The organism is Nostoc sp. C057 (assembly GCF_013393925.1).
GTDB classification, from domain to species: Bacteria; Cyanobacteriota; Cyanobacteriia; order Cyanobacteriales; family Nostocaceae; genus Nostoc; species Nostoc muscorum_A.
Genome location: NZ_CP040289.1, coordinates 96,894 through 121,744, shown reverse-complemented (window position 1 = coordinate 121,744; position 24,851 = coordinate 96,894). Strand labels below are relative to the sequence as shown.

Annotated in this window: 24 protein-coding genes and 1 pseudogene; 18 read left to right on the top strand and 7 right to left on the bottom strand. The window is 41.9% G+C overall.

Annotated features, from left to right (window positions below):
- Nucleotides 1-171: 171 nt before the first annotated feature.
- Nucleotides 172-2,346, bottom strand: a complete 2,175-nt coding sequence (locus FD724_RS36800; RefSeq protein WP_256874728.1) for a strawberry notch-like NTP hydrolase domain-containing protein — start codon at nt 2,344-2,346, stop codon at nt 172-174.
- 395 nt (nt 2,347-2,741) lie between these two features.
- On the opposite strand from FD724_RS36800, the gene FD724_RS36795 reads away from it, so the two are divergent.
- Complete coding sequence (locus FD724_RS36795; RefSeq protein ID WP_179076583.1) at nt 2,742-2,894, top strand: hypothetical protein; 153 nt, start codon at nt 2,742-2,744, stop codon at nt 2,892-2,894.
- On the opposite strand, the gene FD724_RS36790 is transcribed toward FD724_RS36795, so the two are convergent.
- Complete coding sequence (locus FD724_RS36790; protein ID WP_179076582.1) at nt 2,891-3,226, bottom strand: hypothetical protein; 336 nt, start codon at nt 3,224-3,226, stop codon at nt 2,891-2,893. The genes FD724_RS36795 and FD724_RS36790 overlap by 4 nt on opposite strands.
- Nucleotides 3,227-3,585: 359 nt before the next feature.
- On the opposite strand from FD724_RS36790, the gene FD724_RS36785 reads away from it, so the two are divergent.
- Both FD724_RS36785 and FD724_RS36780 read left to right on the top strand, forming a co-directional pair.
- Complete coding sequence (locus tag FD724_RS36785; RefSeq protein WP_179076581.1) at nt 3,586-4,533, top strand: RpoD/SigA family RNA polymerase sigma factor; 948 nt, start codon at nt 3,586-3,588, stop codon at nt 4,531-4,533.
- 153 nt (nt 4,534-4,686) lie between these two features.
- Entirely contained in the window at nt 4,687-4,938 is a 252-nt protein-coding gene (locus tag FD724_RS36780) for a hypothetical protein (protein WP_179076580.1), read from the top strand.
- 40 nt (nt 4,939-4,978) lie between these two features.
- Here the strand turns inward: FD724_RS36780 and FD724_RS41415 are convergent, their stop codons facing one another.
- Nucleotides 4,979-5,113, bottom strand: a complete 135-nt coding sequence (locus tag FD724_RS41415; RefSeq protein ID WP_256874727.1) for a hypothetical protein — start codon at nt 5,111-5,113, stop codon at nt 4,979-4,981.
- A 196-nt stretch (nt 5,114-5,309) separates the two neighbouring features.
- Here FD724_RS41415 and tumA point away from each other — a divergent pair, with 196 nt between their 5' ends.
- From tumA to FD724_RS36750, 6 genes and pseudogenes are all read left to right on the top strand, one after another.
- Nucleotides 5,310-5,540, top strand: coding sequence for an antitoxin TumA (gene tumA / locus FD724_RS36775; protein ID WP_179076579.1), 231 nt, complete (start codon nt 5,310-5,312; stop codon nt 5,538-5,540).
- Entirely contained in the window at nt 5,530-5,913 is a 384-nt protein-coding gene (gene tumE / locus FD724_RS36770) for a toxin TumE (protein ID WP_179076578.1), read from the top strand. Before tumA ends, tumE begins: the two co-directional genes overlap by 11 nt.
- A 157-nt stretch (nt 5,914-6,070) precedes the next feature.
- Complete coding sequence (locus FD724_RS36765) at nt 6,071-6,517, top strand: hypothetical protein (protein WP_179076577.1); 447 nt, start codon at nt 6,071-6,073, stop codon at nt 6,515-6,517.
- Between the two features lie 117 nt (nt 6,518-6,634).
- Nucleotides 6,635-7,099: an AAC(3)-I family aminoglycoside N-acetyltransferase gene (locus tag FD724_RS36760; protein ID WP_179076576.1), complete on the top strand. Its 465-nt coding sequence runs from the start codon at nt 6,635-6,637 to the stop codon at nt 7,097-7,099.
- Nucleotides 7,100-7,340: 241 nt separating this feature from the next.
- A pseudogene (locus tag FD724_RS36755) lies at nt 7,341-8,833 on the top strand (ISNCY family transposase).
- Nucleotides 8,834-9,126: 293 nt separating this feature from the next.
- Nucleotides 9,127-10,260, top strand: a complete 1,134-nt coding sequence (locus tag FD724_RS36750) for a substrate-binding domain-containing protein (RefSeq protein ID WP_179076575.1) — start codon at nt 9,127-9,129, stop codon at nt 10,258-10,260.
- A 397-nt stretch (nt 10,261-10,657) separates the two neighbouring features.
- Here the strand turns inward: FD724_RS36750 and FD724_RS41410 are convergent, their stop codons facing one another.
- Nucleotides 10,658-10,789, bottom strand: a complete 132-nt coding sequence (locus FD724_RS41410; RefSeq protein ID WP_256874726.1) for a hypothetical protein — start codon at nt 10,787-10,789, stop codon at nt 10,658-10,660.
- Here FD724_RS41410 and nifH point away from each other — a divergent pair.
- The 6 genes from nifH to FD724_RS36720 all read left to right on the top strand — a co-directional run bounded on the left by nifH (nt 10,788) and on the right by FD724_RS36720 (nt 16,971).
- Entirely contained in the window at nt 10,788-11,744 is a 957-nt protein-coding gene (gene nifH / locus FD724_RS36745) for a nitrogenase iron protein (protein ID WP_179076574.1), read from the top strand. The two genes, FD724_RS41410 and nifH, sit on opposite strands and share 2 nt — an antisense overlap.
- Nucleotides 11,745-12,130: 386 nt before the next feature.
- A complete protein-coding gene (nifE, locus tag FD724_RS36740) occupies nt 12,131-13,540 on the top strand; it encodes a nitrogenase iron-molybdenum cofactor biosynthesis protein NifE (protein ID WP_179076573.1) in 1,410 nt (469 codons plus the stop codon).
- Nucleotides 13,540-14,841 carry a nitrogenase iron-molybdenum cofactor biosynthesis protein NifN gene (nifN, locus tag FD724_RS36735; RefSeq protein ID WP_179076572.1) on the top strand — a complete coding sequence of 434 codons (1,302 nt, stop codon included), beginning with the start codon at nt 13,540-13,542 and terminating at the stop codon, nt 14,839-14,841. Before nifE ends, nifN begins: the two co-directional genes overlap by 1 nt.
- A gap of 197 nt (nt 14,842-15,038) precedes the next feature.
- Complete coding sequence (locus FD724_RS36730; RefSeq protein ID WP_179076571.1) at nt 15,039-16,025, top strand: type I restriction endonuclease; 987 nt, start codon at nt 15,039-15,041, stop codon at nt 16,023-16,025.
- An 87-nt stretch (nt 16,026-16,112) separates the two neighbouring features.
- Nucleotides 16,113-16,481 carry a hypothetical protein gene (locus FD724_RS36725; protein WP_099100705.1) on the top strand — a complete coding sequence of 123 codons (369 nt, stop codon included), beginning with the start codon at nt 16,113-16,115 and terminating at the stop codon, nt 16,479-16,481.
- A gap of 127 nt (nt 16,482-16,608) precedes the next feature.
- Nucleotides 16,609-16,971: a hypothetical protein gene (locus FD724_RS36720; protein WP_179076570.1), complete on the top strand. Its 363-nt coding sequence runs from the start codon at nt 16,609-16,611 to the stop codon at nt 16,969-16,971.
- Nucleotides 16,972-17,338: 367 nt separating this feature from the next.
- Here FD724_RS36720 and modB read toward each other — a convergent pair whose 3' ends face one another.
- Nucleotides 17,339-19,150 carry a molybdate ABC transporter permease subunit gene (gene modB, locus FD724_RS36715; protein ID WP_179076569.1) on the bottom strand — a complete coding sequence of 604 codons (1,812 nt, stop codon included), beginning with the start codon at nt 19,148-19,150 and terminating at the stop codon, nt 17,339-17,341.
- An 87-nt stretch (nt 19,151-19,237) separates the two neighbouring features.
- Nucleotides 19,238-20,053 (bottom strand): molybdate ABC transporter substrate-binding protein, encoded by an 816-nt coding sequence (gene modA, locus FD724_RS36710; protein ID WP_094352042.1) that lies wholly within the window; start codon nt 20,051-20,053, stop codon nt 19,238-19,240.
- 260 nt (nt 20,054-20,313) lie between these two features.
- Between modA and FD724_RS36705 the strand changes: the two genes are divergently transcribed.
- The 3 genes from FD724_RS36705 (at nt 20,314) to FD724_RS36695 (ending at nt 24,489) form a co-directional block, all read left to right on the top strand.
- Complete coding sequence (locus FD724_RS36705; protein WP_256874725.1) at nt 20,314-22,158, top strand: iron uptake porin; 1,845 nt, start codon at nt 20,314-20,316, stop codon at nt 22,156-22,158.
- Nucleotides 22,159-22,720: 562 nt separating this feature from the next.
- A complete protein-coding gene (locus FD724_RS36700) occupies nt 22,721-22,930 on the top strand; it encodes a molybdopterin-binding protein (protein WP_179076568.1) in 210 nt (69 codons plus the stop codon).
- A gap of 800 nt (nt 22,931-23,730) precedes the next feature.
- Nucleotides 23,731-24,489 (top strand): HesA/MoeB/ThiF family protein, encoded by a 759-nt coding sequence (locus tag FD724_RS36695; protein ID WP_179076567.1) that lies wholly within the window; start codon nt 23,731-23,733, stop codon nt 24,487-24,489.
- 65 nt (nt 24,490-24,554) lie between these two features.
- Here FD724_RS36695 and FD724_RS36690 read toward each other — a convergent pair whose 3' ends face one another.
- Nucleotides 24,555-24,764 carry a molybdopterin-binding protein gene (locus tag FD724_RS36690; RefSeq protein WP_094352046.1) on the bottom strand — a complete coding sequence of 70 codons (210 nt, stop codon included), beginning with the start codon at nt 24,762-24,764 and terminating at the stop codon, nt 24,555-24,557.
- Between the last annotated feature and the right edge of the window lie 87 nt (nt 24,765-24,851).

Genomic DNA, 24,851 nt, shown 5'->3' with positions numbered 1-24,851 from the left:
TGAAGAAATTTAGATTTTTGAGATTGCGACAATTGTTGACATTGCATTAGTTATTAAACCCTAATTCAATTGCTTAAAACAAAGCTTCCTAATATTAGGAATACTAGTGATTTAGTATTCAAAGGTCACTACCTATCGCTAGTACACTCAAATATACGCATCTAAATTTGGCTAAGTAGCAAGTACCAACACTTTTAAATTAGTAGAATCTTTTATATATCTGATAAACGAAAGGCTCCGCGCCAGATACAGTCCCAAAGCCTTGAGATCCCTGGCTACGATTTCCATCGCAGCGATACCACCGCCCTCAATGGATTCCACAAAATCCTCACGGGAGGTAAACGGAAAATCTCCAGTCTGCCAAAGTCCCAGGCGATTGGCGTATGAGAGATTTGAGACAATAGTAGCACCAGTTGCAGAAACATAGATAACCCGTGCTGATGGCAGTGCGTTTTGCAACCGCAGCCCAACAATACCTTGCTGGGATGCTGCAACCATACCAAGTTTGCCCTCTTGTGCCATTGCATTGCCCATGCTGTGGCACTCGTCGTAGGCAATCGCTCCCTCAAAGTACTTACCTGCCCACTCAACGATTTGCTTGAGCCGACTTTTACCGTTCTTTTGAGAGCGTAGAGTTGAGTACGTGCAGAAGAGAATACCTTGGGTGAAAGGGATGGGGTCGCCAAGTTTGATGTTGCTTAGGTCGATAATGTCCTTTGCATCACCTCCTAAAGCACACCAGTCTCTACGGGCATCTTCAATTAAGGCAGAACTTTTGGATACCCAGATTGCTTTTTGCCGCCCCTGACACCAGTTGTCGAGGATGATTCCCGCACACTGTCTTCCTTTCCCGGCACCCGTCCCATCGCCAAGAAACCAGCCACGGCGAAATCTAACAGCGTTTTCTTCGCCCTGAGCCGCAACAGTCACGTTATCCCATGAATCATCCACAATATAAGACCCAGACAGAAATTCACAATGCGCCTGACCTGCGTAAATAACGCTTTCAATTTGTGCTTCAGATAACAATCCTTGTGAGACAATGTTTCGCGGGAGATGCGGTTTGTAAGTGGGTGGTGGTGGCGAGACAAGCGCTAGGGCTGCACTCTCACAGAGTAGCGACGGATGAGGTAAAGCGTCCTTGATCCGGATTCTTTGTGGGCGATAGGTTTCATATAAAGTATCTTTGAGTCCTTCTGTAGCAGACCATTCGACGACTTCGTATTCCAACACTACTATGTCGTCTGGAAGAGAGGAAACTGTTTCTGGTTGTGCAACTGTAGTACGGAATGGCAATTGAACAACAATTGCCTTCGCAGCAGCTTTGACTTTTTCTGAGCGTTCCCACGAAGATCGCTGTGGCAACTGCTCAATCAACGCCAGCAGTTCGGGCAAGTCCAAGGTTTCGGGAATACAGGGGATTTGCCTGTGATTATCAGCCGGAACTTTGTCGATCACTGTAATCCGAGTGTCGATAGTTGTCCCATGTTTTGAGTACACCTTGCCACTGACTCCTACAGACAGTAGAACTCGTGCTTCTGAGTGCCACCTAACAAAAGTCTCTCGCCAAGTAGGATTATTGGGAGAGAACCAGTTGGCTGTGATTGTTACGAGCCGTCCACCGTCAGCCAGTCTTTGCAATGCCGAGTTGATGTGGCGAGGAGTTGCGTCGGGGTTGCGACTGTTGATTTTGGGAGATGCGGAGAAAGGTGGATTCATCAGCACAACTGAGGGCTGAGTCTTGCCAACCAGATAGTCGTTAATCTGTTCCGCGTTTACTGAGAATAGTGGTGTGCCAGGGAATAATCGCCGCAGAATCTTCGTTCTATCGGGTGCAAGCTCGTTGAGCATCAGACTTGCACTGTGCAGTTTAGCCATTTGTGCCAATAGACCAGTTCCGGCTGATGGCTCCAGCATTAAATCATCAGCCTTTATAAATGCTGCTTTGGCTACGAGATAAGCCAATGGTAACGGTGTCGAGAATTGCTGAAGCTGTACTGACTCTTCACTGCGCCGTGTTTGGGTTGGGCAGAGGGCTACTAACTTCTCCAATTCCAATAATACTGTTAGCGGCGACTCTAATAAAAGCTTGTAACCTTTTTGGCGCAGATATAATATTTGTGCTACTTCCACTGCTTCGTAAGCGTCTTTCCACTGCCACGCACCGGACGCAGCAGTGCCTAGAAAATAGCGATTCATCTGAGCTTGAACAGTTTTCGTAGAGAGAGGGCGATTATCTATTAAAACTTTTGCAAGCTCTTGGGCAACATTAATAACTGACTGCCCATAATCGATTACTGTTTGCAAATCGAATAAAGAATCTTGAGTGAAAAGTTGCTGTACCATTGCATCACTCACAATATTATTTTTTCACTTTTGCTATGGCGAAGCCTTCCTCTTACTAATAAATGAGGCAATTACCAAGAAGGGGAAAAGGGAAAGGGGGAAGGGGGAAAGGGCACAGAATCTAGAACTTTTCCCCACAAGGTAGAAAGCCCCTGTCCTAATTGTGGAGAACAAAAAAGAAGATTTTTGAGACACGTAGTGCGAGAACTTAGCAGCGTCTTTATTTGGAACAAGAGCTTTTAAGTTATTGGTTCCCTTTCCCCTTCCCCTTTCCCCTTTAACCTTCTTCATTAGCCTCATTTAAACCTTTGAACGTTCAGATATTTATTCTTCGGTGATCAGCCGAGGCTTAAAAAGCGAATTAGCCAGCTTTACGCGGTCTGCCTGGCTTGCGCTTGCCTGAAGACTTTTCATCAGCCTGTTTAGTTTTCGGTGACTTGTTGGCAGCATTGTTAGCTTTACTTGAACGAGTAGTACGTTTTGGTCGTGGTGAAATTTCTTTCACTGGAGGCAGCAATCTCAATGGACTTCTTTCAGAAGTAGGTTAAAGGGGAAGGGGTAAAGGGGAAAGGATGGAATTTTCTCTTTCCCTTTCCCCTTTTCCCTTTAACCTTTCCCCTTCATTGCTTGTACGATGAACAATTTCATCCTCTAACATCCAAGGATCTGATAATTTTTCAAAAGTCAGAGTTTGTGTTGTGATTACTTCTGATACTGATGGGATTGTAGAAGTGGCTATATTTAGATTGCTAACCGAAACCACATTATTAGTGTAAGCAGCCGATACAAATAGTCCGTTAATGAACTGGAACATAACGAGACTAACAAATGCCCAAAAGATAGCTACGATTGCCAAAGTGAGTAGAGATTGTATATCCATGATTATTTCTTAACTAAGTAGTTGTAATTTTCATCTAATCTACGCAAAGGGTTCTTAAGCCTTGTTCAAATGTGAAGTGAATTTGAACATCTCCTCTCTTGAAGAGAGGACTTCACTCAAAATTTAGCGTAGCGTCTCTATAATTTAATTTAGCCAAATTTCTCTGTCTTTTTAAAGCTTGGTTATAAAATAAAGCAGATTTTAGTATTTACCTATTTGAAGATTTCAAGTATTATAGTTATAAACTTGTTTCCCAAAGATAAGCATTGGGGTTAAGATTTAATTTGCTAGCTAATCCTTGAAATAAAAATTTATATTCAAACGAAAAATAAAAGTAGTCGTTACAATTAATTGAAAGTATGCCCAGCCCAACTACTGACTTAGTTCGCTCTTACCTCAAAGAAATCGGACGCTACCCTCTGCTAACTCCTGAGCAAGAAATTACAAACGCAAGGGCGTTGCAGCAGATGATGACGATTGAGCAGCAACGGCAAGCGATCTCACTTCAACTAAATCGAGAACCAACCACAAGAGAATTAGCTACCTCGCTTGGGCAAACCGAAGCTGAAGTAGAGTCAATCGTTCAACAAGGCCAAAAGGCTAAACAGAAAATGGTGACAGCGAACCTGCGGCTAGTAGTTTCTATTGCTAAGAAATACCAGAACCACAATTTAGAATTCCTCGATTTAATTCAGGAAGGTACACTCGGTTTGCAAAAAGGGGTAGAGAAGTTCGACCCTAACAAAGGCTACAAACTATCAACGTATGCTTATTGGTGGATTCGTCAGGAAATCACACGTGCAATTGCAGAAAAATCTCGTACTATTCGATTGCCAACTCATCTAACTGAAAGACTTAATAAAATTAAAAAAGTACAGCGAGAAAGCTTTCAAAAGCTTGGTCGCTATCCTACTGTCACCGAAATTGCTGAAGAATTAAATTTAAAGCCTAACCAGGTTCGAGAATATCTCAGTGTCTCGAAGCAGCCAGTTTCCCTGGATTTGCGTGTGGGAGACAATCAAGACACTGAGCTATTGGATATCTTACCTGATGAGAGCATTTCCTCAGACGAACGGCTCACCAAGGAACTGTTGCGCCTTGATTTGAATAATCTGCTGGCATCCCTACCCCCTATACAACGAGAAATACTAACTCTACGTTTTGGGTTAGAAAATGATCATCAACTGAGCTTAACTCAAGTTGGTGATCGCCTTAACTTAAGTAGAGAAAGAATTCGCCAGCTTGAACATAAAGCGCTCTCTATTCTTCGCCGTCAAAAAAGTGATATGAAGGAGTATCTTAATTAGAATGATTTCCACTTCTACTATCATCGCAGACGTAAAGGTAATATTTCCCCAAAGCAATTATCCTTGTTTTAATCATGAAGATGATGCTCTGGCTATACTATTAGTCAAAAACAAGAAACTATATTTATAAATGGCAACTTAAAAAACTAATCAATGTCCAGCAAAACTATTGAAGTCCGAGAGTACACAGTCAGAGCGCACAAACGGGAAATTCACACTCGCGTTTTCAACTTCGTATGTAAGCAATGCGAACAACCCACACAACGAGAAACCTTTGGGGTTCGACCTCTATATTGCGAGAAATGCCGCCCTCCTCAACCTCCCAAGCAATCGAAAGTAGTCCCTATAGGCAAGAGGAAACCCAGAGCTATGAACTACTTGAGTGGCAAAGGTATTGGGGGGTGATTTTTTGTTTTGAGATAAGGGCAATACCTTCTCTTCTCTTTCAGAGACGCACTTGCGTTCGACGAACGCCAACGGAAAAAGCGGTTACGGCAGTTGCATCAAGTGACCAGCCTTGACGAAGCTGTGGATTGGCTGTTGCAGGGATTAGGGATTTTGCCAAACCCTTATCTGTCATCCTTGCACACTTTGCTGCTGGCGGCTGTTGAAAGGGAGTACAACCTTGTATGGAAACAGCAAAAGTGACGATAGAGCAACGCCACAATAGCTATCAGTTGATGAGAATTTGCCTAATTTTCATAGCGCTCGATGAGGAAATTTTGAAGTGGCGCTGACTTATAATCAAAATATGATGATTTTGAAGTAGAGATAAAATGCGTAAACAGACCATTCAATATACATCATCCTTAGATGCTTTGGTTGCCATTGCCAAGCGACTCAGTGTGTATGAAAACCAGCAAAAAATTGACTCTGAAGATTTTTTTTATCAGTATAATCAGGGAATATTACCAGATGATGTTCTATTTATAGAATGGGCAAACGATTACCGCCATTATCTGGTTTTGCGTCAAGAAATAGAGCAAAGATTGAACTATGCTGCCTAACATTCTATCTGATTATTTAAATCAAGTAGAACAAGCAATTGTTCAATGTCCAAATCTTTATGTGGAACGTTATGAAGAAGAAATTTTAACATCCCTTCGGGCTAATTTAAGAATTCGATTGCGATTAGCTCAAACACACTTATTAGAAATTAACGAAGCTATAGTAATCACAGACAATCAGTTAAAATTTCTTGATTATCGCTACCATTTTCAAGATGAACGAAATTGCCTAGTTTTTCGTTATGATAGTACGCCGCATTTTCCTGATATCTCTACATTTCCGCATCACAAGCATTTACCAAATGATGTGATTAGTTCTCAGAAACCGGAAATTATTCAAGTGTTAAAAGAAGCAACCGAATTATTGAACTAGATGGATAAGTTCCTGTACTAAGAGCCAAAGAAGGTATCTTATCTCTAAACTAAGCAAAATTAAAAAAAATTTTACACTAGTAAATAACAGGTTTAATACAGCGAGATTGGGCTGTACAATAGAATTAAAAACATTTATTGCCGACTAGTTTTTGAAAATGGGTGAAGCTAAAAGAAGGAAAGCTAGAGATCCAAACTATGGAAAACAAAGGGTTGACCTAAGTAAACAGAAAGAACAGATAGAAATGATGTTTGCTATATCGTTATCATCACTTGGGTTTATGCACACTCTCAATAGCAATATATCTGAGATTCTAGAGATGGCTGAAACACTCTATAAAGAGATTCCCTTGGAAGAACTAGAATTACAAGAGGGCAGTTTTTTTGATTCTGTCCCAATGCAATTGAGAGGAGAAATAACAGAGAAAACATTGAAAATAGTAGCTCTATTTGTGACGGTAAGACAAAATCCGCCACTAGGATATTCTCAAGAATCTTGGCTTCAAAAGATACAAAGTTTTTTCGATAGCCAAGAGGCAATTATGTCAGCCCTTCACAATGCCAGTCCCATTAGGAAACAAGTAACAGAATATTTAGTTACATAAATTATGAAAACTGAAATTAGTGACTACTAAATTAGTCATACTAATGGCAGTTCTTCTGATATTGTATGAACGAGCAGGATTTAGCCGTTCAGCAGGAATATAGCTTAGGAAATACCAATGAACTTAAGCATTCAACAGATTGTACCGGAGGACGTTGCATTAATGGAAGCTCTATTAGTGACCTTTGGTGAGGCGTTCGATCAGGTGGAAACCTATGGGAATCCGCCTAGTGCAGACTACTTGCGGCAACTGCTTGATACTGACTACTTCATTGCGCTCGCCGCATTGAAAGAAGGTGAGGTCGTTGGCGGTCTTACTGCCTACGAGCTTAAAAAGTTCGAGCAAGAGCGCAGTGAGATTTACATCTACGATCTCGCTGTTACCTCCGCACACCGACGGCAGGGGATCGCAACGGCATTAATTCAGAAGCTGAAGGAAGTAGCAGCAGCATGTGGAGCTTATGTCATTTTTGTCCAGGCAGATATTGGTGACGATCCAGCCATTAAACTTTATACAAAGCTGGGCGATCGCGAAGACGTATTGCATTTCGACATAGCAGTTAATAGCGGCAATGATGTCTAGTCATGAGCTAGATGCCGACTTGAGTTATTTGTTTAACTAATGAACTGAAGCTATAAGTTGAACTTTTCATAAAAACTCTAGCGTGGCAAAACTTACTAGAGAAGAGTAGAAATCCTGTAATCTTGACCTTGTAGGGAAATAATGGTGCAAAAACTTGGCAAGGAAAAGTCTAAAACCAGAGGCAACATCGTTTGAAGTACTCGATTGTGTTCAAAAAAGATGCCCTTCGTGCGGTCAAGCAATGTGGAATGAATACAATAATCCTCGACATATAAGAACATTAAATGGGGTATTAGAACTAAAGCTAAAAATTCGTCGATGTCGAAATAAGTCATGTATGCGGTATAAAAAAGCATATCGCCCAGAGCAAGAAGGGTCACTCGCTCTACCACAGAGCGAATTTGGTTTGGATGTGATTGCTTATATAGGAGCGTTACGATACCAGGAACATAGAAGTGTTCCCCAAATACACACTCACCTTGAATTAAAGGGTATATGTATAAGTCAAAGAACGGTCACGCACCTAATTGACAGATATGACGAATTACTTTCTTTATGGCTAAAAGATCATAAAAGGTTAAAAGCAATAGTGGCTAATCAAGGACGGGTGATATTAGCGATCGATGGAATGCAGCCAGAAATTGGACATGAGGTATTATGGGTAATTCGAGATTGCTTATCAGGAGAAATAATACTAGCTAAAACCTTATTATCATCAAGAAATGAAGATTTAGTAGCGTTATTATTAGAAGTAACTAATACCCTAAATGTACCAATTGATGGCGTTGTTAGTGATGGACAACAATCAATTCGCAAAGCTGTTAGGGTAGCATTACCTAGTATTGCTCATGGTTTATGTCATTATCATTACCTGAAAGAGGCAATTAAACCCATATATGAGGCGGATCGACATGCAAAAAAGGAATTAAAAAAAAAGGTTAGAGGATTACGAGACATTGAACGTAGTGTTAGCAATGAAGATGAGGATTTGGCAAGTATTATTGAAGATTATTGCTCGGCAGTGCGTAGTTCTATAACCAATGATGGTCATCCACCATTAGAGGCATCTGGATTAAAGTTACAAGAAAATTTGACGTTGATAGAGCAAAGCTTAGAGCGGATGGAAAAAAAAGTGCTTTACCACCACCTTTAGTCAACCTGAAACACCTGATAGCTAAGGGGTTATCTGCGACTGCATCTTTATTTTCACCTGTTATAGTTGCATATCAGTGGGTTAATAAAGCTAGTAATATTCTCAATAATAAAATAGGTCTTGATGCTGCTGGAGTCAAACAAAGTTATCAGCAACTTTTAACAGAAATGTCCTCTCAATTGCAGAAAGCTGGTACACTTAGTACCGCAATCGATAACTTTATAAAAACCACTCATAACTACTGGTCTTGACTTTTTCATTGTTATGAAATTGAAGATTTTCCCAGAACTAATAATGACTTAGAACATGCTTTTGGTATGCTACGTCATCATCAACGTCGTTGTACTGGTCGTAAGGTTGCCCCCTCATCCCTCGTTATTCGTGGTTCTGTCAAACTTGCCTGTGCCATCGCTACTAAACTTCATTCTTTTACCGCATCTGATTTAGCACAAGTTGATATCGTTACTTGGCTCGAATTACGCTCTCAATTGCAAAAACACCACAAAGCCAGAATTGAACAATATCGATTTCGCAGAGACCCCAAGGGTTACTTGGCTAATTTAGAGAGTCGTCTTCTCTAGTAAGTTTTGCCACGCTAGGTTATGTCTTTGGCGCTTACGAGATAGGGGGGAAAGCGATGGCAGGGCATTTTATTACTAGTAAGTGCCTAAAAAGTAACCATCCGCAAAAATAATTTGCGCTTGGCAAGCAAACTGGCAATTTCTGTGATAGTCTTTTTATATGGGGAATCAAGACAGCGAAAGCACAAAAACTCGTCAAAGAGAAATGATATAAACTCCTAGACCTCACTTTCGCCTTGGCAGATGCAATATTTAAATCCGCTACGGCTTTTTGAAACCAAGAGACAAAGCCAATGAAGCAGGATAGTGACCTCCGTAATAACTTGAAGTCGATTAGAACTCGCTTAGGCATGAGCCAACAAGATTTGGCTAACATCGCTAGTGTAACTCGTCAGACTATTAGTGGTGTAGAGTCGGGACTATATGCTCCCTCAGTTGCCATAACACTTCGCTTGGCCAAAGCGCTTGGCTGTCAAGTTGAGGATCTATTCTGGTTAGAGCGGGATTTACCTGAAATTGAAGCAGTTCTTGCCAAACCCGTTCCTAACGGTCAGCAACTACGAGTTAGTGTGGCTCGTGTCGGAGGACAATGGATAGCTTATCCCTTGATTGGTAAGGATGCTTTTCGCCAAGATATGATTCCAGCTGATGGTGAAGGCACTAGTCAAACAGGTACAAATAAAGTTCGAGTCCGTCTTTTGGACGATAACCTCGACACACTTCACAACACTGTTGTGATTGCTGGTTGTGCCCCTGTAATTTCACTATGGGCAAGAGCCACCGAACGCTGGCATCCTCAACTGCGAGTCCAATATAACTTCGCCAATAGCATGGCTGCATTGCACAGTTTATGCAGAGGTGAGGCGCACATCGCTGGGATGCATCTGTACGATCCTGAAACTGGTGAGTATAATACTCCCTTTGTTCGAGATGTTCTGGCTGGGAGGGAAGCAGTTCTGATTACCCTTGGTGTGTGGGAGGAGGGACTTTTGTTGAAGTCTGGCAATCCAATGGGAATTAGAACAGTTAGTGACTTAGTTGCTGGGGGAGCGACTATTGTTAACCGCGAAATCGGTTCTGGTAGTCGGATGCTTTTGGAACAAACACTCCAAAAAGAGCAGATACCGTTCGATGCTGTTCAGGGCTTTGACAATATACTCAAAACTCACCAAGATGTTGCCCAAGCCGTAGTCAGAGGAGTTGCCGATGCAGGTATAAGTACGGCATCTGTCGCTACCGCCTTTGGGCTGGGATTTATCCCTTTACATCAGTCACGATATGATTTGGTGATTCTCAAGGAATATTTAGAAGAAGCACCTGTACAGCAGTTGCTCAGTACTTTGGGACATCGGATGGTTCACTCCCAATTTGAAATTCTTGGCGGTTACGATATCAGCAAAATTGGGGAAGTTGTAGCGACTGTTTAGAGTGGATTGCAATGGTTGGTTGTGTGATTTAGGGAAACTTGGCGTAAATTTAAATCCTGCTGCAACCACTTTTTAGGTATGAGCAACCTTCTTTGTGATTACAACAACTGATAATGCTGATAATGCCCAATTCGTAATTCGGATTTCAATTTGAGTTTCCGGCTTTGAATCTGTAGCTTTCTTTTTTCCAATTGGTATTACTACCGCTAGAGAAATCATTTGAGTGAGCGGATGGTAATACTTGCAATATTCCTTGAGTGATGTCTTATTGCTCTAGCCATTAGTCAGAAAAAACAATGACTAATGACCAACGAAAACTGACCACAACTTGAATATGTTCTTTCTTCGGACTCTTTTTGCTGTAGAACGAGCACCTCCAACAACGTTCTACATAAGGTCACTGCTGTAATTTTACAGCGCGAGTACCTCCGGTAGGCACAAAGTGCCAACGCCTTCGGTAGGCACACAGTACCAATGCTTGATAAACCGACAGACCCAGCAAACAAACAATTACAGGATTAATCATCATGTCCGACGGCAAAATTAGACAAATTGCTTTCTACGGTAAAGGCGGTATCGGTAAATCTACTACCTCCCAAAATACCCTCGCTTCTATGGCAGAAAAGGGTCAACGCATCTTGATTGTGGGTTGTGACCCCAAAGCTGACTCTACCCGATTGATTCTGCACTGTAAAGCCCAAACCACCGTGCTGCACTTGGCTGCTGAACGGGGTGCTGTAGAAGATATCGAACTCGAAGAAGTGGTAATCACTGGCTTCCGGGATATCAGATGCGTAGAATCTGGTGGGCCAGAACCTGGTGTAGGTTGCGCCGGTCGGGGTATCATCACTGCCATCAACTTCCTCGAAGAAAACGGCGCTTATTCAGACGTAGATTTCGTATCCTACGACGTATTAGGCGACGTTGTGTGTGGTGGTTTTGCTATGCCAATTCGTGAAGGTAAAGCCCAAGAAATCTACATCGTTACCTCTGGTGAAATGATGGCGATGTTTGCTGCCAACAACATTGCTCGTGGCGTTCTCAAATATGCTCATACTGGTGGTGTACGTTTGGGTGGGCTGATTTGTAACAGCCGTCAAACTGACCGGGAAGACGAACTGATTAGCACCCTGGCAGCCAGATTGAATACCCACATGATTCACTTCGTCCCCCGTGACAATATCGTGCAACACGCCGAATTGCGCCGGATGACAGTGAACGAGTATGCGCCTAACAGTAAACAAGCTAATGAATACCGCACATTAGCGGACAAGATTATCAACAATACAAATCTTACAGTTCCCACACCCATCGAGATGGATGAGCTAGAAGATTTGTTGATTGAGTTCGGCATCCTTGAAAGTGAAGAAAATGCTGCAAAAATGATTAGCCAAGCAGATGCTGCTAAGAAGCTAGAAGACGTTCAAGGCGAAGCGCTAGAAGCAGTTAAAAAAGGAAACGTAGAAATAGTTTCTGGTAGCTAGAAGAAGTAAGTTTCTTGTTCAGACTCCGGTGCTAAATACAGAGTAAATATCAGGTGGGCTATTTTGGCCCACCCTCTGACCAATCCTTGAAAATGGAGGTAATCGAATAGCTGATCTTAACTCTGTGTGTTTGATCTTCACCGTGTTAACACCAATCTACCGAGGTGTACACAGCAAAATTAATACTTTAATAGTCTAGTTCGTGTTTTTGTTTTCTCCTTCTCTAACCTAGTAGATGTTTATGTTTTAGGGGATGAAAAACTATCTTTCTCATTCCCTTTCTTTTTCTTCCATACTTTAGATACACAGTTAATAAATTAAAATCATCTTCATGTTTTGGTAATTCAGTTAATACCTAATAACTTCTACCTATTGTCACCAAACAAATGAATCCCACTTCAGGAAAAATCAACGATTCATTCAGCGAGTCAAATTCCGAAGATGCTCGTCAGCAGCAGAAACTGCATAAAAAAAAGTCCTCCACGCAATTACCCCAACCTGGAACTACTCAAGGGAGTTGTGCTTTTGATAGTGCAATGATTACCTTAGTACCAATCACCGATGCTGCTCATGTAGTTCACGGGCCAAGTGGCTGTGCTGCCAGTATTTGGGGAAGTTACAGCAGTCTTTCTTCTGGTTCGATGCTGTACAAAATACGCTTTACCAGCGACATCGATGAGAACGATATCATCTTCGGTGGAGCCAAAAAGCTGTACAAAGGCATTTTAGAATTAGCAAGACGCTACAAACCGGCGGCGGTATTTGTTTACTCCACTTGCATCACCGCCCTGATTGGAGATGATATCGAGGGAGTTTGCAAAAATGCCACCGAGAAAACAGGAATACCCACTATACCTGTACATTGCCCTGGCTTTATTGGGAACCAAAATTTGGGCAACCGTGTCGCTGGTGAAGCGTTGCTAGAACACGTTATTGGAACAGCCGAGCCAGACACTAGTACACCTTATGACATCAACTTAATTGGTGAACATAATATCGCAGGTGCAATATGGAATGTTCTACCGTTATTGGAGAAATTAGGTATCAGAGTTTTGGCTAAAATTACAGGCGATGCTATCTACAAAGAAGTTTGCTATGCCCATCGTGCCAAGCTTAACGTCATACTCTCCTCCAAAGCACTAATCAACGTGGTAAAAGGGATGGAAAAAAAATATGGCATTCCCTATATTGAAGAGTCTATTTATGGTGTAGAGTCAATCAATCAATGTTTAAGGAATATTGCTGCCAAGTTAGGTAATTCTGATTTGCAGGAACGTACAGAAAAGTTAATTGTAGAAGAAACTGCTGCAATAGATGAAAAACTCGCTCTGTATATTACCCGATTGCAAGGTAAGCGCGTTATCCTTTCTACTGGAAGTTTCAAGAGTTGGTTGATTATCTTTGCTGCTAAGAAATTGGGCATGGAAGTTATTGCTATTCTGACTAAGAATAATATTGAGGAGGATAGAATTAGAGTCAAAAGTTTGCTGGGTCAACATGGCATAATTCTAGAGCAAAATAGTCCTGAAGAAATTTTACAGATAATTAACGAAAATCAAGTTGATATGTTAATTGCTGATAAACGCCATCAAGATACCTCTCTCACTGCTAGGATTCCATTTCTAGATATTAATCAAGAACGCAATCATGCCTATGCAGGCTATATAGGAATCTTAGAGGTAGCACGAGAATTATATGCTGCTTTTTACAATCCTATGTGGGAACAAGTATACCAGCCAGCGCCGTGGGAAGTAGGAGTAGAGTCAGCAGGAAATTCTCAACAGGAGGAAATTTGATGGCGATTATCAGCGTTACGAGTACATCTGTTGCAGTTAATCCCCTGAAGCAAAGCCAAACTGTGGGTGCAGTTTTAGCCTTTTTGGGGTTGAAGGGAATCATGCCTTTATTACACGGTTCTCAAGGTTGTACTGCTTTAACTAAGGCGGTATTAGTACAACATTTCCGTCAAACGATTCCCCTTTCCAGTACGGCGATGACCGAAGTTGCAACCATTTTGGGTGGCGAGGAAAGAGTTGAACAAGCAATCTTGACTTTGGTGCAGAGATCCAAACCAGAAATTATCGGTCTTTGTAGCACTGGACTGGTGGAAACCAGAGGGGATGATATGGGGCGCTTTGTTAAGGAGATTCGCCACCGTCACCCAGAACTGGATTATTTACCAATTGTACTTGTCTCGACACCAGATTTCAAAGGTACATTACAGGATGGCTTTGCTGGCGCAGTTGAGAGTATAGTCAGAGAAATCCCTCAAAAAAACTCTAAGCAAGACGCTTGCCCCACACAAATTACTATTTTGGCGAGTTCTGCCTTCACACCAGGGGATGTACAGGAAATCAAAGAGATTGTTACCTCTTTTGGACTTGTACCTATTGTTGTACCTGACCTTTCTGGCTCATTAGATGGTCATATAGAAGATTCTTCTAGTGCCATTACAGCTAATGGCACTACATTGGCACAGTTGCGATCGCTTGGCAATTCTGTATTCACTTTGGCGCTGGGTGATAGTATGCGGGGTGCAGCACAAATTTTGGAGCAAAGATTCAATATACCTTATGAGGTATTTGGCCAATTAACGGGACTAGCAGCAGTAGATAAATTTCTGCAAGCATTGGCGGATATCAGTGGTGTCAGCGTACCGGAGAAATATCGCCGTCAGTTACAACATGTGATGTTGGAGAATCACTTTTACTTTGGGTGCAAGCGAGTTTCTTTGGCGCTGGAACCAGATTTACTTTGGTCAACAGTTGCTTTTTTGCGATCGCTAGGAGTTGAGATTCACTCAGCGGTGACAACAACACGCTTTCCTCTACTAGAAAAACTTCCGATCAAGAGCGTTACTATCGGCGATTTGGAAGACTTTGAACAATTGGCGGTTGGATCTGATTTGCTAATTACCAACTCTCATGGAGTAGCGATCGCTCAACGTTTAAAAATTCCTCTCTACCGTCAAGGAATTCCCATTTTTGACCGCTTAGATCATGGTCAGTTTACCAAGGTTGGCTATCGAGGTACTATGCAACTTTTATTTGATATTGGCAACCTGTTTTTAGAGCAGGAAACAAGGGGTAAGCATTAGACCAGTCCTAACTCTAACTGTTCATAACAATATTACCAATATTATTGGTAAATGTAGCACAAGATACAATCTTGCCGATCGACTTCAGCTTTGATAGTTACTATCAAGTCGTATATTCCATCAAAAATATACCAACCAATGCCGATCAGCTCGTGTCTAGCTCCTGCATTGACTAAAAATTAAGTCTTTTACTGTTCATGAATCCAGCACAGCTAAAAAAAACAACTGCCAAAGCGAGTCGTATTACAAGAAAGCTTCGCCGACGTTTTGATTTCACACAATCTGCGATGCCTGGGTTGGGCATACCCCTACTCAAAAGTAAGCTACGCGTTGGCGGAGCCTCTCGAAGAGTTGCCATTGCACCATCTTTGCTCACTTGGTTTGAGGTTATTGGCTACACAGTTTTATTAGAGCCAGATATTGCTTTAGGGAAGCATCAGATCGGGCGGAATAGTTATAGTGATATGGTTTTGTATCAGCGCCTGCATAACGCTTTGCAGAAAATTAACCCGACAAAACCGGATGAGGCGATCGCCGCAGCTATCCATCAGGTTACTTGTACAGAGAGTTTCGACTTACTGGAAAATAACCGTCGCTTTCACAAATTCTTGACCAATGGAGTGAAAGTTGAATACCTGTATAACGAAGAAATAGTTCATGACTTTGTGTGGCTCATTGATACGTCTAATCTATTGAACAATGATTGGCTAGCTATTCACCCCTTGACTGTAGTTGAGGGGAGTTATACTCACTGTCCTGATGTAGTTGTCTTTATCAATGGTTTACCCTTGGCAGTTATTGCCTCGATTCAGCTAAGTGATGAACAGGCGACTTTCAAAGAAGGTTATCAGCGAATTCAGACCTACTGTCAACAAATACCAAAGCTGTTTGACTACAATACATTCCTAGTTGTTACTTATGGAAATCGGGCACGAATCGGTACATTAACCTCAGACTGGCAGGAGTTTTTACCCTGGCGCACCATTGATGGAGAAGATTTTCCTGCCAAGGGCGCAACTGAACTAGAAGTGCTGATTCAAGGCATTTTTGACAAACGGCGTTTTCTAGAGCAAGTATTGCACTTGATAGTGTTTGAGGAGAACGGAAGCAGCATTAGTAAAAAATTGCTTCGCCGACCTTTTTGTACTACACAGTACCCCAAAAAATCTTTGCACCAAGGCTAGTAAATGCTTAGTTATCAGTGATTAGTAGAAAAACTAACTCACAATTCAAAATTCCCAATTGCTACTTTCAGGATGAAAGTTATAACTATGAACACAAGTTGGTATGAACAAGAGCTAGTCAAAGAATTCAAAACGGTTATTGCTCATTCTTTCCCACAAGTTGAGGAATTGCTAAAACACTGTCATGTTAAACTCATCGAGTCTTATTGGGGAAGACCTCGTGTTCACTTTCTGCCATACTTTACTATTTATTGCCCTGACAATCTGATTGCTGATGTCAAAGCCAAAATATCTATACTCAGAGAAGTAGCAGAATATGCAGGATTAGTTGAAGTTGTCTGCCTAAATGCTACACATCTGCTGCGAGATCCTATGTCGAAGGTAAAGCAGACAGATCCACGTTTGTGGTTAGAACTGCAATGGCTTGCAACACAAAAACAAGAACATTTACTATGATTTCCCGACTTTGGGTGCAACTACAAAAGTGCTTGTTGCGCCATCTTTGAATAGATGGCGTGATTAAAACACGCAGGAGCATTGTATTTTTTTTTGACTAATAATTCCCAATCCCTAGTTATTTACTATGAATAAATCCCCCCTTCCCGCAGATGATTTGCCTCCAACTGGAGCACCTATACTTAACGAGTTATTCTACAGGCAATTAGAAGAAGCTACTTGCAGGCGATTTTATCAAGCTTGCGGCCCAATTATGCGAGTTTTACTATCAAATTGTCACTGGTATTTCAAGATAAATACTAGTCCTCTGATGTTACTCATTATCTGTTATGACATAGAAAGTTATCTGCATATAGTCGATGCTATTCCCCAGTTCATCACAAAGTTGAAGCAGTTTTCCAACAAGGGCAAAATTCACCTTTTTTCACCAGATTATAAAGGAGAACCTTGGGAAATCGACATTGAAGAAACATCAGATGATGAAGCCTAGTCAAACAGGTGAATAGGCGAAAATTTGGTATTAACCAAGGCAGTAGTATTTCACTTTTTTTAGTGCTTACCTCTTATCAGTTGTTCCACATTTAAATTGCATAATTAGGGTGGGCTTTTCGACCCATCCCACAAAAATTATAAAAAGGAGTCAGAAGACAGAATTCAGAATTCAGAATACTCTACCCATAAAGGGATAGAGTTTTAATTAGTCAGAATATTTTAATTTTTTTTCGCCCACTAGGGGCGAGGGTTTAACCAATATTCATCAACCACTCGTACAGAATTCAGCATGAATTCTGACTCCTGATTTCTGAATTCTTCTTATAAAAATTTTAGATATGCTCTCCTAGATATGGTTTAGTTCACTATTCCATCAAAATTAAGCGCAGAGGATCTAAACGCACATACCAAGGAAAAGGTTCGTCTTTTATGGTTGCCCATTTTTCCTTGAAGACTTCTGCTTGCAGATGGTAATCCTGATGACTATTACTAGCAGAATGTAGTTTTAAAAATAACGTCATTCGGTGAGGTGTTTCAACTGTCTGTGCTAGCCAACAGGGAAAGGTATTCACCTGTGATGAGTCGTTGGTAAAGATGAGCTGATGAGCGCGAATGCCAATGTGAGATAATTCGCTGTTGATGGGTTCAATTACTTGGAGGCTACAAGCCCAATCAAGTGCTTGCACCTGATTTGATGATTCAAAAACAACACGAGAGAAGTTCTTGCACCCAGTTAATTGGGCGACACCCACAGTGGTGGGATGCTCAAAAATATCATATTTGGAGCCATAATGCACTGCTAAACCATGTTCCAATGCCAATAAACTAGGGCAAATCTGGTAAGCTTCTTCCATATTATGAGTAACAAATAGAGTTACGCCTTGGTAATCAGCTAGAGTTTCTGTCATTTGCTGTTCTAGTTGACTACGCAAGTGGGTATCGAGTGCGGAAAACGGCTCATCCAGTAGCAACGCTTCTGGCTGACTTGCCAATGCTCTGGCTAAAGCTACCCTTTGTTGTTGACCTCCAGATAATTGGTGCGGATAGCGTGAGCCTAATCCCTCTAACTGCATGGCTATTAGCTGTTCTTCTAAGAGCGCCTTGATATTAAGAGCAGATAATCCTTTGGGTAAGCCGAAAGCAATATTTTGCGCCACACTCATGTGTGGGAAGAGAGCATAGTTCTGCACTAAGAAACCGATACGGCGATCGCGGCTTGGCAGATTTATTCGTTGTTCTGAGTCAAACAGGACTCTGCCATTTAAGACTATACGCCCAATTGTGGGCGTTTCTATGCCGGCTATGCAGCGCAAAATCATGCTCTTACCTGCTCCAGAACCCCCCAACAATCCCAAGGGTTGCTCATTGGTGTTAAAGGACACTTTGAGATGAAAACTCGGCAGTCGTTTTTCAATATCCACAAATAGTCCTACTGCGGAGTCAGGTACAGACAATGAAAACGATTCTCTCCCGTGTCCGCCTTGTCCCCCTCGTCCGCCTTGTCCCCCCTGTCTCCTCTTCTCTCTAACTTCCTGCCAGTAGCTGACTGCAATAATTCCAGATAGAGAAATTACCATAATGGCGATCGCCCAAAACCAGGCTTCGTCCATTGCTCCTGCTTCCACAGCAAAATATATTGCCATTGGAATCGTTTGCGTTTGTCCTGGGATATTGCCCGCCAGCATCAACGTGGCACCGAATTCACCCAAAGCACGGGCAAAGGCGAGAGTTGTAGCTGCTACAATTCCGGGCAATGCTAAAGGTAAACTGATGCGCCAGAAGATTGCCACTTCCGTTGCACCAAGAGTTCTGGCTACCCGCAAGAGATTAGTGTCAATCTGTTCAAACGCTCCCAATGCAGTTTTATACATTAATGGGAAGGAAACAATTGTAGCTGCGATCGCTGCACCATACCAGGTAAAAACGATGCTGAAGTCTAAAGGCTCCATGAGTTTACCTACGGGGCCATTTTTACCAAAAAATAGCAGCAGTAAAAAGCCGACAACTGTGGGGGGTAAAATCAGAGGAGCAACAAAGATACCCTCAATCAAGGATTTACCTTTGCCGCGATATCCCAACATCCAGTAGGCAGCCCAAATGCCAAGGAAGAAGGTAATGAATGTTGCAAGTAATGAAGTTTTAAGTGATATCCAGAGGGGCGATAAATCCAGTGGCATAGTTTTGTGGATAAGAACGGTGCTTATTAGGGCTGGTTTGAGTAGTGCGTTGAATCCTCAACCAGCCTTGTCAAAATTTCTCTGGTGTTAACTACCAGCTACCGTAAATCCCTGTTTTTCAAACACAGCTTTGGCTTGATTGCCCGATAAAAATTGCACAAAATCCTTAGCGGCATCGACATTTTTACTGCTTTTGAGAACTGCGATCGGATAAACGATGGGAGAATGGGTTTTTTCAGATGCAGTTGCTACAATTTTGACTTTTGGCGTACTTTTGGCATCTGAGAGGTAGACGATCCCAGCGTCAGCATTGCCTGATTCTACGTAATTGAGAGCTTGACGAACGTCTTTGGCATAGACGGCTTTGCTTTTAATTTGGTCAAGAATTTTTAATGAAGTTAAGACTTGTTGAGAATATTGTCCAGCGGGGACACTTTTAGGTTCGCCTAGAGCAATTTTCTTAATGCGTGGTGAAGTTAAGTCTTTGAAATCAGCCACAGTTGTGGAATTTTGCGGTACTATCAACACCAATTGATTTTTCAGTAAGTCTTTGCGAGTCCCATCAACTAACAAACCTTTTTTCTGTAAAGCATCTATCTGTTTAGTTGCAGCTGAGATAAAAACGTCAACTCCTGCACCCTGTTCAATCTGTTGTTGCAAAGCGCCCGATGAACCAAAGTTGTAGCTCAGAGTAACATTTGGTTTTTCCTTACTGTAGAGAGGTTTGATTTCGTCCATTGCATCTCTGAGGCTAGCAGCTGCTGATATCGTCAAATTTGCTGTTTGGGCTGCTGGGCTAGCAGTTGAGGATGAGTTAGGTGTAGTCGTTTGACTACAGCCGACGATTAGTAAAAACGAGATAAATACCCAACTCACAAAAGTCAAGATGCGTTTATTAATCATTTGCAGTCTCTCAAGCGTTTTTTCTTAATTAATTCATAATTTACCAACGTAGTAAGCTAGAAGCCAAAAAAATTGGTAAAAAATTACAGATTACCACTTAGAACTGACTGTTACCAACAACTTGACAAAAATTAGTCAGATTTTTACCATATAAGTTGGTAAAAATCCGAAAACCTGGTAATAATAGTGCATCGGGTGTTTTTTAGTACCAACAAATTTAGTAATTAAGTTGGTCTAATAGTATTTGAGGTGTGAGGTTAATGTCTGGTTTTTTACATAATTCATTGTTGATTGCTCCAATCTTATTAGCAGTTAGTCTGATCAATGCTCAAGGTGCATCAGCTATTCCAGCAGATATGCAGACTACTCAGTTTCAGGCAAAAGGAGGAGTGGTTGCTCAAACAGATAATCAAGCTGTTTTGACTGCACCTATCGGCGTTACTTCATCTGACCAGAGCCAGCAGTTCAATGATGACAGCAATAAAAATCCTAACTCAGTCATGAGTCAGGTTACTTCAGTCTCTCAACTATCTGATGTGCAACCTACAGATTGGGCATTCCAGGCTTTGCAATCTTTAGTTGAGCGCTACGGTTGTATAGCTGGATATCCTAATGGCAGCTTCCAAGGAAATCGGGCAATGACTCGTTATGAGTTTGCCGCAGGTCTTAACGCTTGTCTGAATCGGGTTAATGAATTGATTGCTACTAGCACAGCAGATTTAGTCACAAAAGAAGACTTAGAAACCTTGCGAAAATTGCAAGAAGAATTCGCTGACGGGCTAGTTGAAATACGGGGACGGATAGATGGGTTGGAAGCTCGTAATGCAAACCTGGAAAATCAACAATTTTCAACTACTACCAAGTTAAATGCAGAAATAATTTTCTCTGTTGGGAGTGTGTTTGGTGGGGATAGAGCGCTAGATTCCGATCGCTGGAGAAGAATTGAAGCAGCTCCTGTGGGTGCAGCTAGAGAGGCTGCAAGAGCTAACGAGTATACAGCATCGGGTGGACGAAGGCTTCAGGACAATGCGATTTTCAGCGATCGCATCCGCTTGAATCTAATTAGTAGTTTCACTGGTAAAGACCAGTTGTTTACCCGTTTAGAAGCGAACAACACCACAGCCTTTAGTGGGGCAGTCACAGGTACAAACATGACCCGTGTATCGTGGGACGGGAACAATGACAACACCATTGTACTGGGCAAATTATATTATCGCTTCCCGGTAGGTGACAAAATCAATGTCATTGTTGATGCTATTGGTGGGGAATTCTACGACAACTTCAATACTGTAAACCCTTTGCTGTCCTCAACCCCGATTGGATCTCTTTCGCGGTTTGGTCGATTCTCCCCTATTTACCGCGCCAGTAATACGGGTTCTGCTAGTAATACAGGTTCAGGGGTCAGCGCCATCTTTAAATTGAGCGACGCGATTACTTTATCTGGGGGTTATCTTGCTAGAAGAGCTAACGATCCTAGTGCTGGTGCGGGGCTATTTGACGGTAGTTATGGTGCTTTAGCTCAATTAGCATTCCAGCCCAACCAAAACTTAACTTTTGCTTTGAGCTATGCACACTCTTACTTTACTGGTAGTAATAATGATGTTTCCGTTTCAGGGGCTTATGGTAGCGCTTTCGCTAATACCCCATTTGGTGCTGGTGTTGCCACTTCAGCCAATCATTATGGGATAGAAACCAGCTATCGTTTCAACCCCCAATTAGTACTTTCTGGTTGGGTTGGGTATAGTCAAGCGATCGCAGAGGTTACTTCTGGTGCAAATGTTAATAGAGGTGATAAGGCAGACATCTGGAACTGGGCGGTCACTTTAGCTCTCCCTGATTTAGGCAAAAAGGGTAACTTGGGAGGTTTAATCTTTGGTCAACCACCCAAGGTGACGAGTAATGACTTTGGCCCTGCTGTTCTTACTGCTACTAGTAATCTTCGTGAAGATAGCGATACATCTTTCCATTTAGAAGGACTATATCGCTACCAAGTGAATAACAATATATCAATTACACCAGGCTTGATTGTGATATTTAACCCAGAACAGAACAGCAATAATGACACTATCTATACAGGAGTTGTTCGTACTACATTTCGATTCTAGATAATTTTGCATTAAAAAGACGGCAGTCGTTATAACAGGGAAATAGTCTGCTAGGTGGCTTTGCCGACTTGTTAATAGAACGCTTTTCCGAATTGTGGAGACTGCCGTTGTAGAAGGAAATACGAATTTTTACCCAAATATTGTTCTGAAATGTAGCAAGATCCCGTACCGCTTCCCTACAGGACGCTATGCGTTAGTGGAGCTTTCGCTTTAGCGATATGTGGAAGCAAGCTACGCATAGCGTCTCCGACAGGAGAAGGATACCCGATCGAATGCTCGAATTGGAGTGCGAAGACCTCAAAAAATATGAACTAGCACCGAAAACTTATCTTACACTCTTCAAATAACAGTCTGATAAATGGTTGATTGAACTAACTACTTCATATTATTTTTATTACCAAATAAGTTGGTTAAAAAAGGTGTAGTTATCAAATTATTCGCGTATATTTTCTATATTAATGGATAGTAAAAATTCATATATTTTCTATCTGTAACTATACAGATTAATTTAATTGTTTGTTATTATCTATGTGTAAAGAAAAAAACCAGTAGGGGTCATCAAATGCAAGTTAGCGCTCGTAATGCTCTCAAAGGAACTGTAAAAAACATCGTCGTTGGCTCTGTAAATACTGAAGTAACGATAGAAGTAGCACCAGGGGTAGAGGTGACTGCAATTATTACCAAATCATCAGCAGAAAATCTCAAACTTACTGAAGGTAAAGAAGTCCACGCCATAATTAAATCATCAGACGTAATGATTGCCGTAGGCTAAGTAATTGTTGAGATTCTATTAAGGGGGGCAGTTTGATTGCCCCCTGTAAAGCGATGTCTACGATGGTCACTGAGCTTGTCGTACCCCTCCGGGGAAGCAAGCTACGCGGAGCGTCTCGTAGAGAAGTGCGGGCTACGCCTACGGGTAGGTAACTCGTTACTACAACTTTCCTGTCAATAATATGTAGATAAGCTAAACCAAAGATATTTAGTCTATTAGCCACATCAGCAAATGTCTGCATAGGATTGCGATCGCAGGCTTCTGATGTCGCAAGATAGTGATAAACTGCTGTACTAGTAATTGTTCCAAGTATTCTTTGAGAATTTTACCAAGTCATATCGCGCACTATGAAAGGGGATAAATCTCAACCCAAAGGCAGCAGTTATAGATGCCGTACTGATTCTTGCATCAGCCCTGACTGTATATCCCACTAGAAAACAATAATACCTAAAAGACCCCACAGCCTTGCTGCGGGGTTTATTTCATTGGGCATTCAACCCAAGACAAAGAGCAAACTGGCAGTAATACATCGGTGCTGGTCAAAGAGCAGGGATGATCGAATAAAAGACTATCACGACATCGGGAGCAGAGGTAGCAGCACCACATTTGCGACACCGATAGCGAGTCGGCGAGCGTCATAGCCCGTCGTAGACATCGCTATATTTGCACATAGCTCTTTTAATAGTGCCTGGAATAAATACCAACTTTACAGGTAGTAAGTTAGAAAAATGTATAGACAAGTACAATACTTGCTACCAACTAGGTGGTAAATTTTACGACTGATAAAGAATTAAAAAGCGATGAACTTAACACCCAGTGAGTTAGAACGCTATCACCGCCAAATGATGCTTCCCAATTTTGGAGAAGCAGGACAAAAGCGCTTGAAGTCTGCAACGGTTTTGGTTACAGGTGTAGGGGGATTAGGCGGTACATCAGCACTTTATTTGGCAGTAGCGGGTGTTGGGCGGCTAATTCTAGTTCGGGGTGGTGACTTACGGCTAGATGATATGAATCGTCAGGTTCTGATGACAAATGATTGGGTAGGTAAGCCTAGAGTATTCAAAGCCAGAGAAACTCTGCAAGCTATTAATCCTGATATTCAGGTGGAAGCAGTTCATGATTACGTTACAAGAGAGAATGTAGACTCTTTAGTGCAATCTGCTGATATAGCTGTTGATTGCGCCCACAATTTCACAGAGCGGAACTTGCTCAATGAGGCTTGCGTGCGCTGGCAAAAACCAATGGTGGAAGCTGCAATGGACGGAATGGAAGCTTACCTGACAACCATTATTCCTGGTGTCACTCCTTGTCTATCATGCTTGTTTCCAGAAAAGCCGGATTGGGATCAGCGTGGGTTCGCGGTTCTCGGTGCTGTTTCTGGGACACTAGCTTGTCTTAGTGCATTAGAGGTAATAAAGCTGATTACTAAGTTTAGTCAACCCCTACTATCACAACTGCTGACAATCGACTTAATGCGAGTGGAATTTGCCAAACGACATTCTTATCGCGATCCTTCTTGTCTGGTGTGTGGTAGCAGTTCTTGCTCGGAAAATTCGTAAATAGTTGGATAATCGTAGCGATCGCTCTATAAGCGGATCGCCACAACTTATCTACTCATTTCGAGCTATTCTGTAGCAATTATGACATCTGACGCTTTAATCACAGCGATCGCTTGTTTTCCCTCTTGAAGTTGGAGATGCTCTACCGACTCCTTGGTAATAATTGCAGTTACTTCCACCCCAGGCACAATTTCTAATGTGACCTCAGAGTTGACTGCTCCTGGATGAATTTCCTTAATAGTTCCTTTTAAGGAATTACGAGCGCTAACTTCCATATTTTGATCCTCCCTAGCTATAAGATCATTCTGAACTGGGTAATACTAACAACAATCAGATTGTTGGATTATCCTCATTTAGCTCAA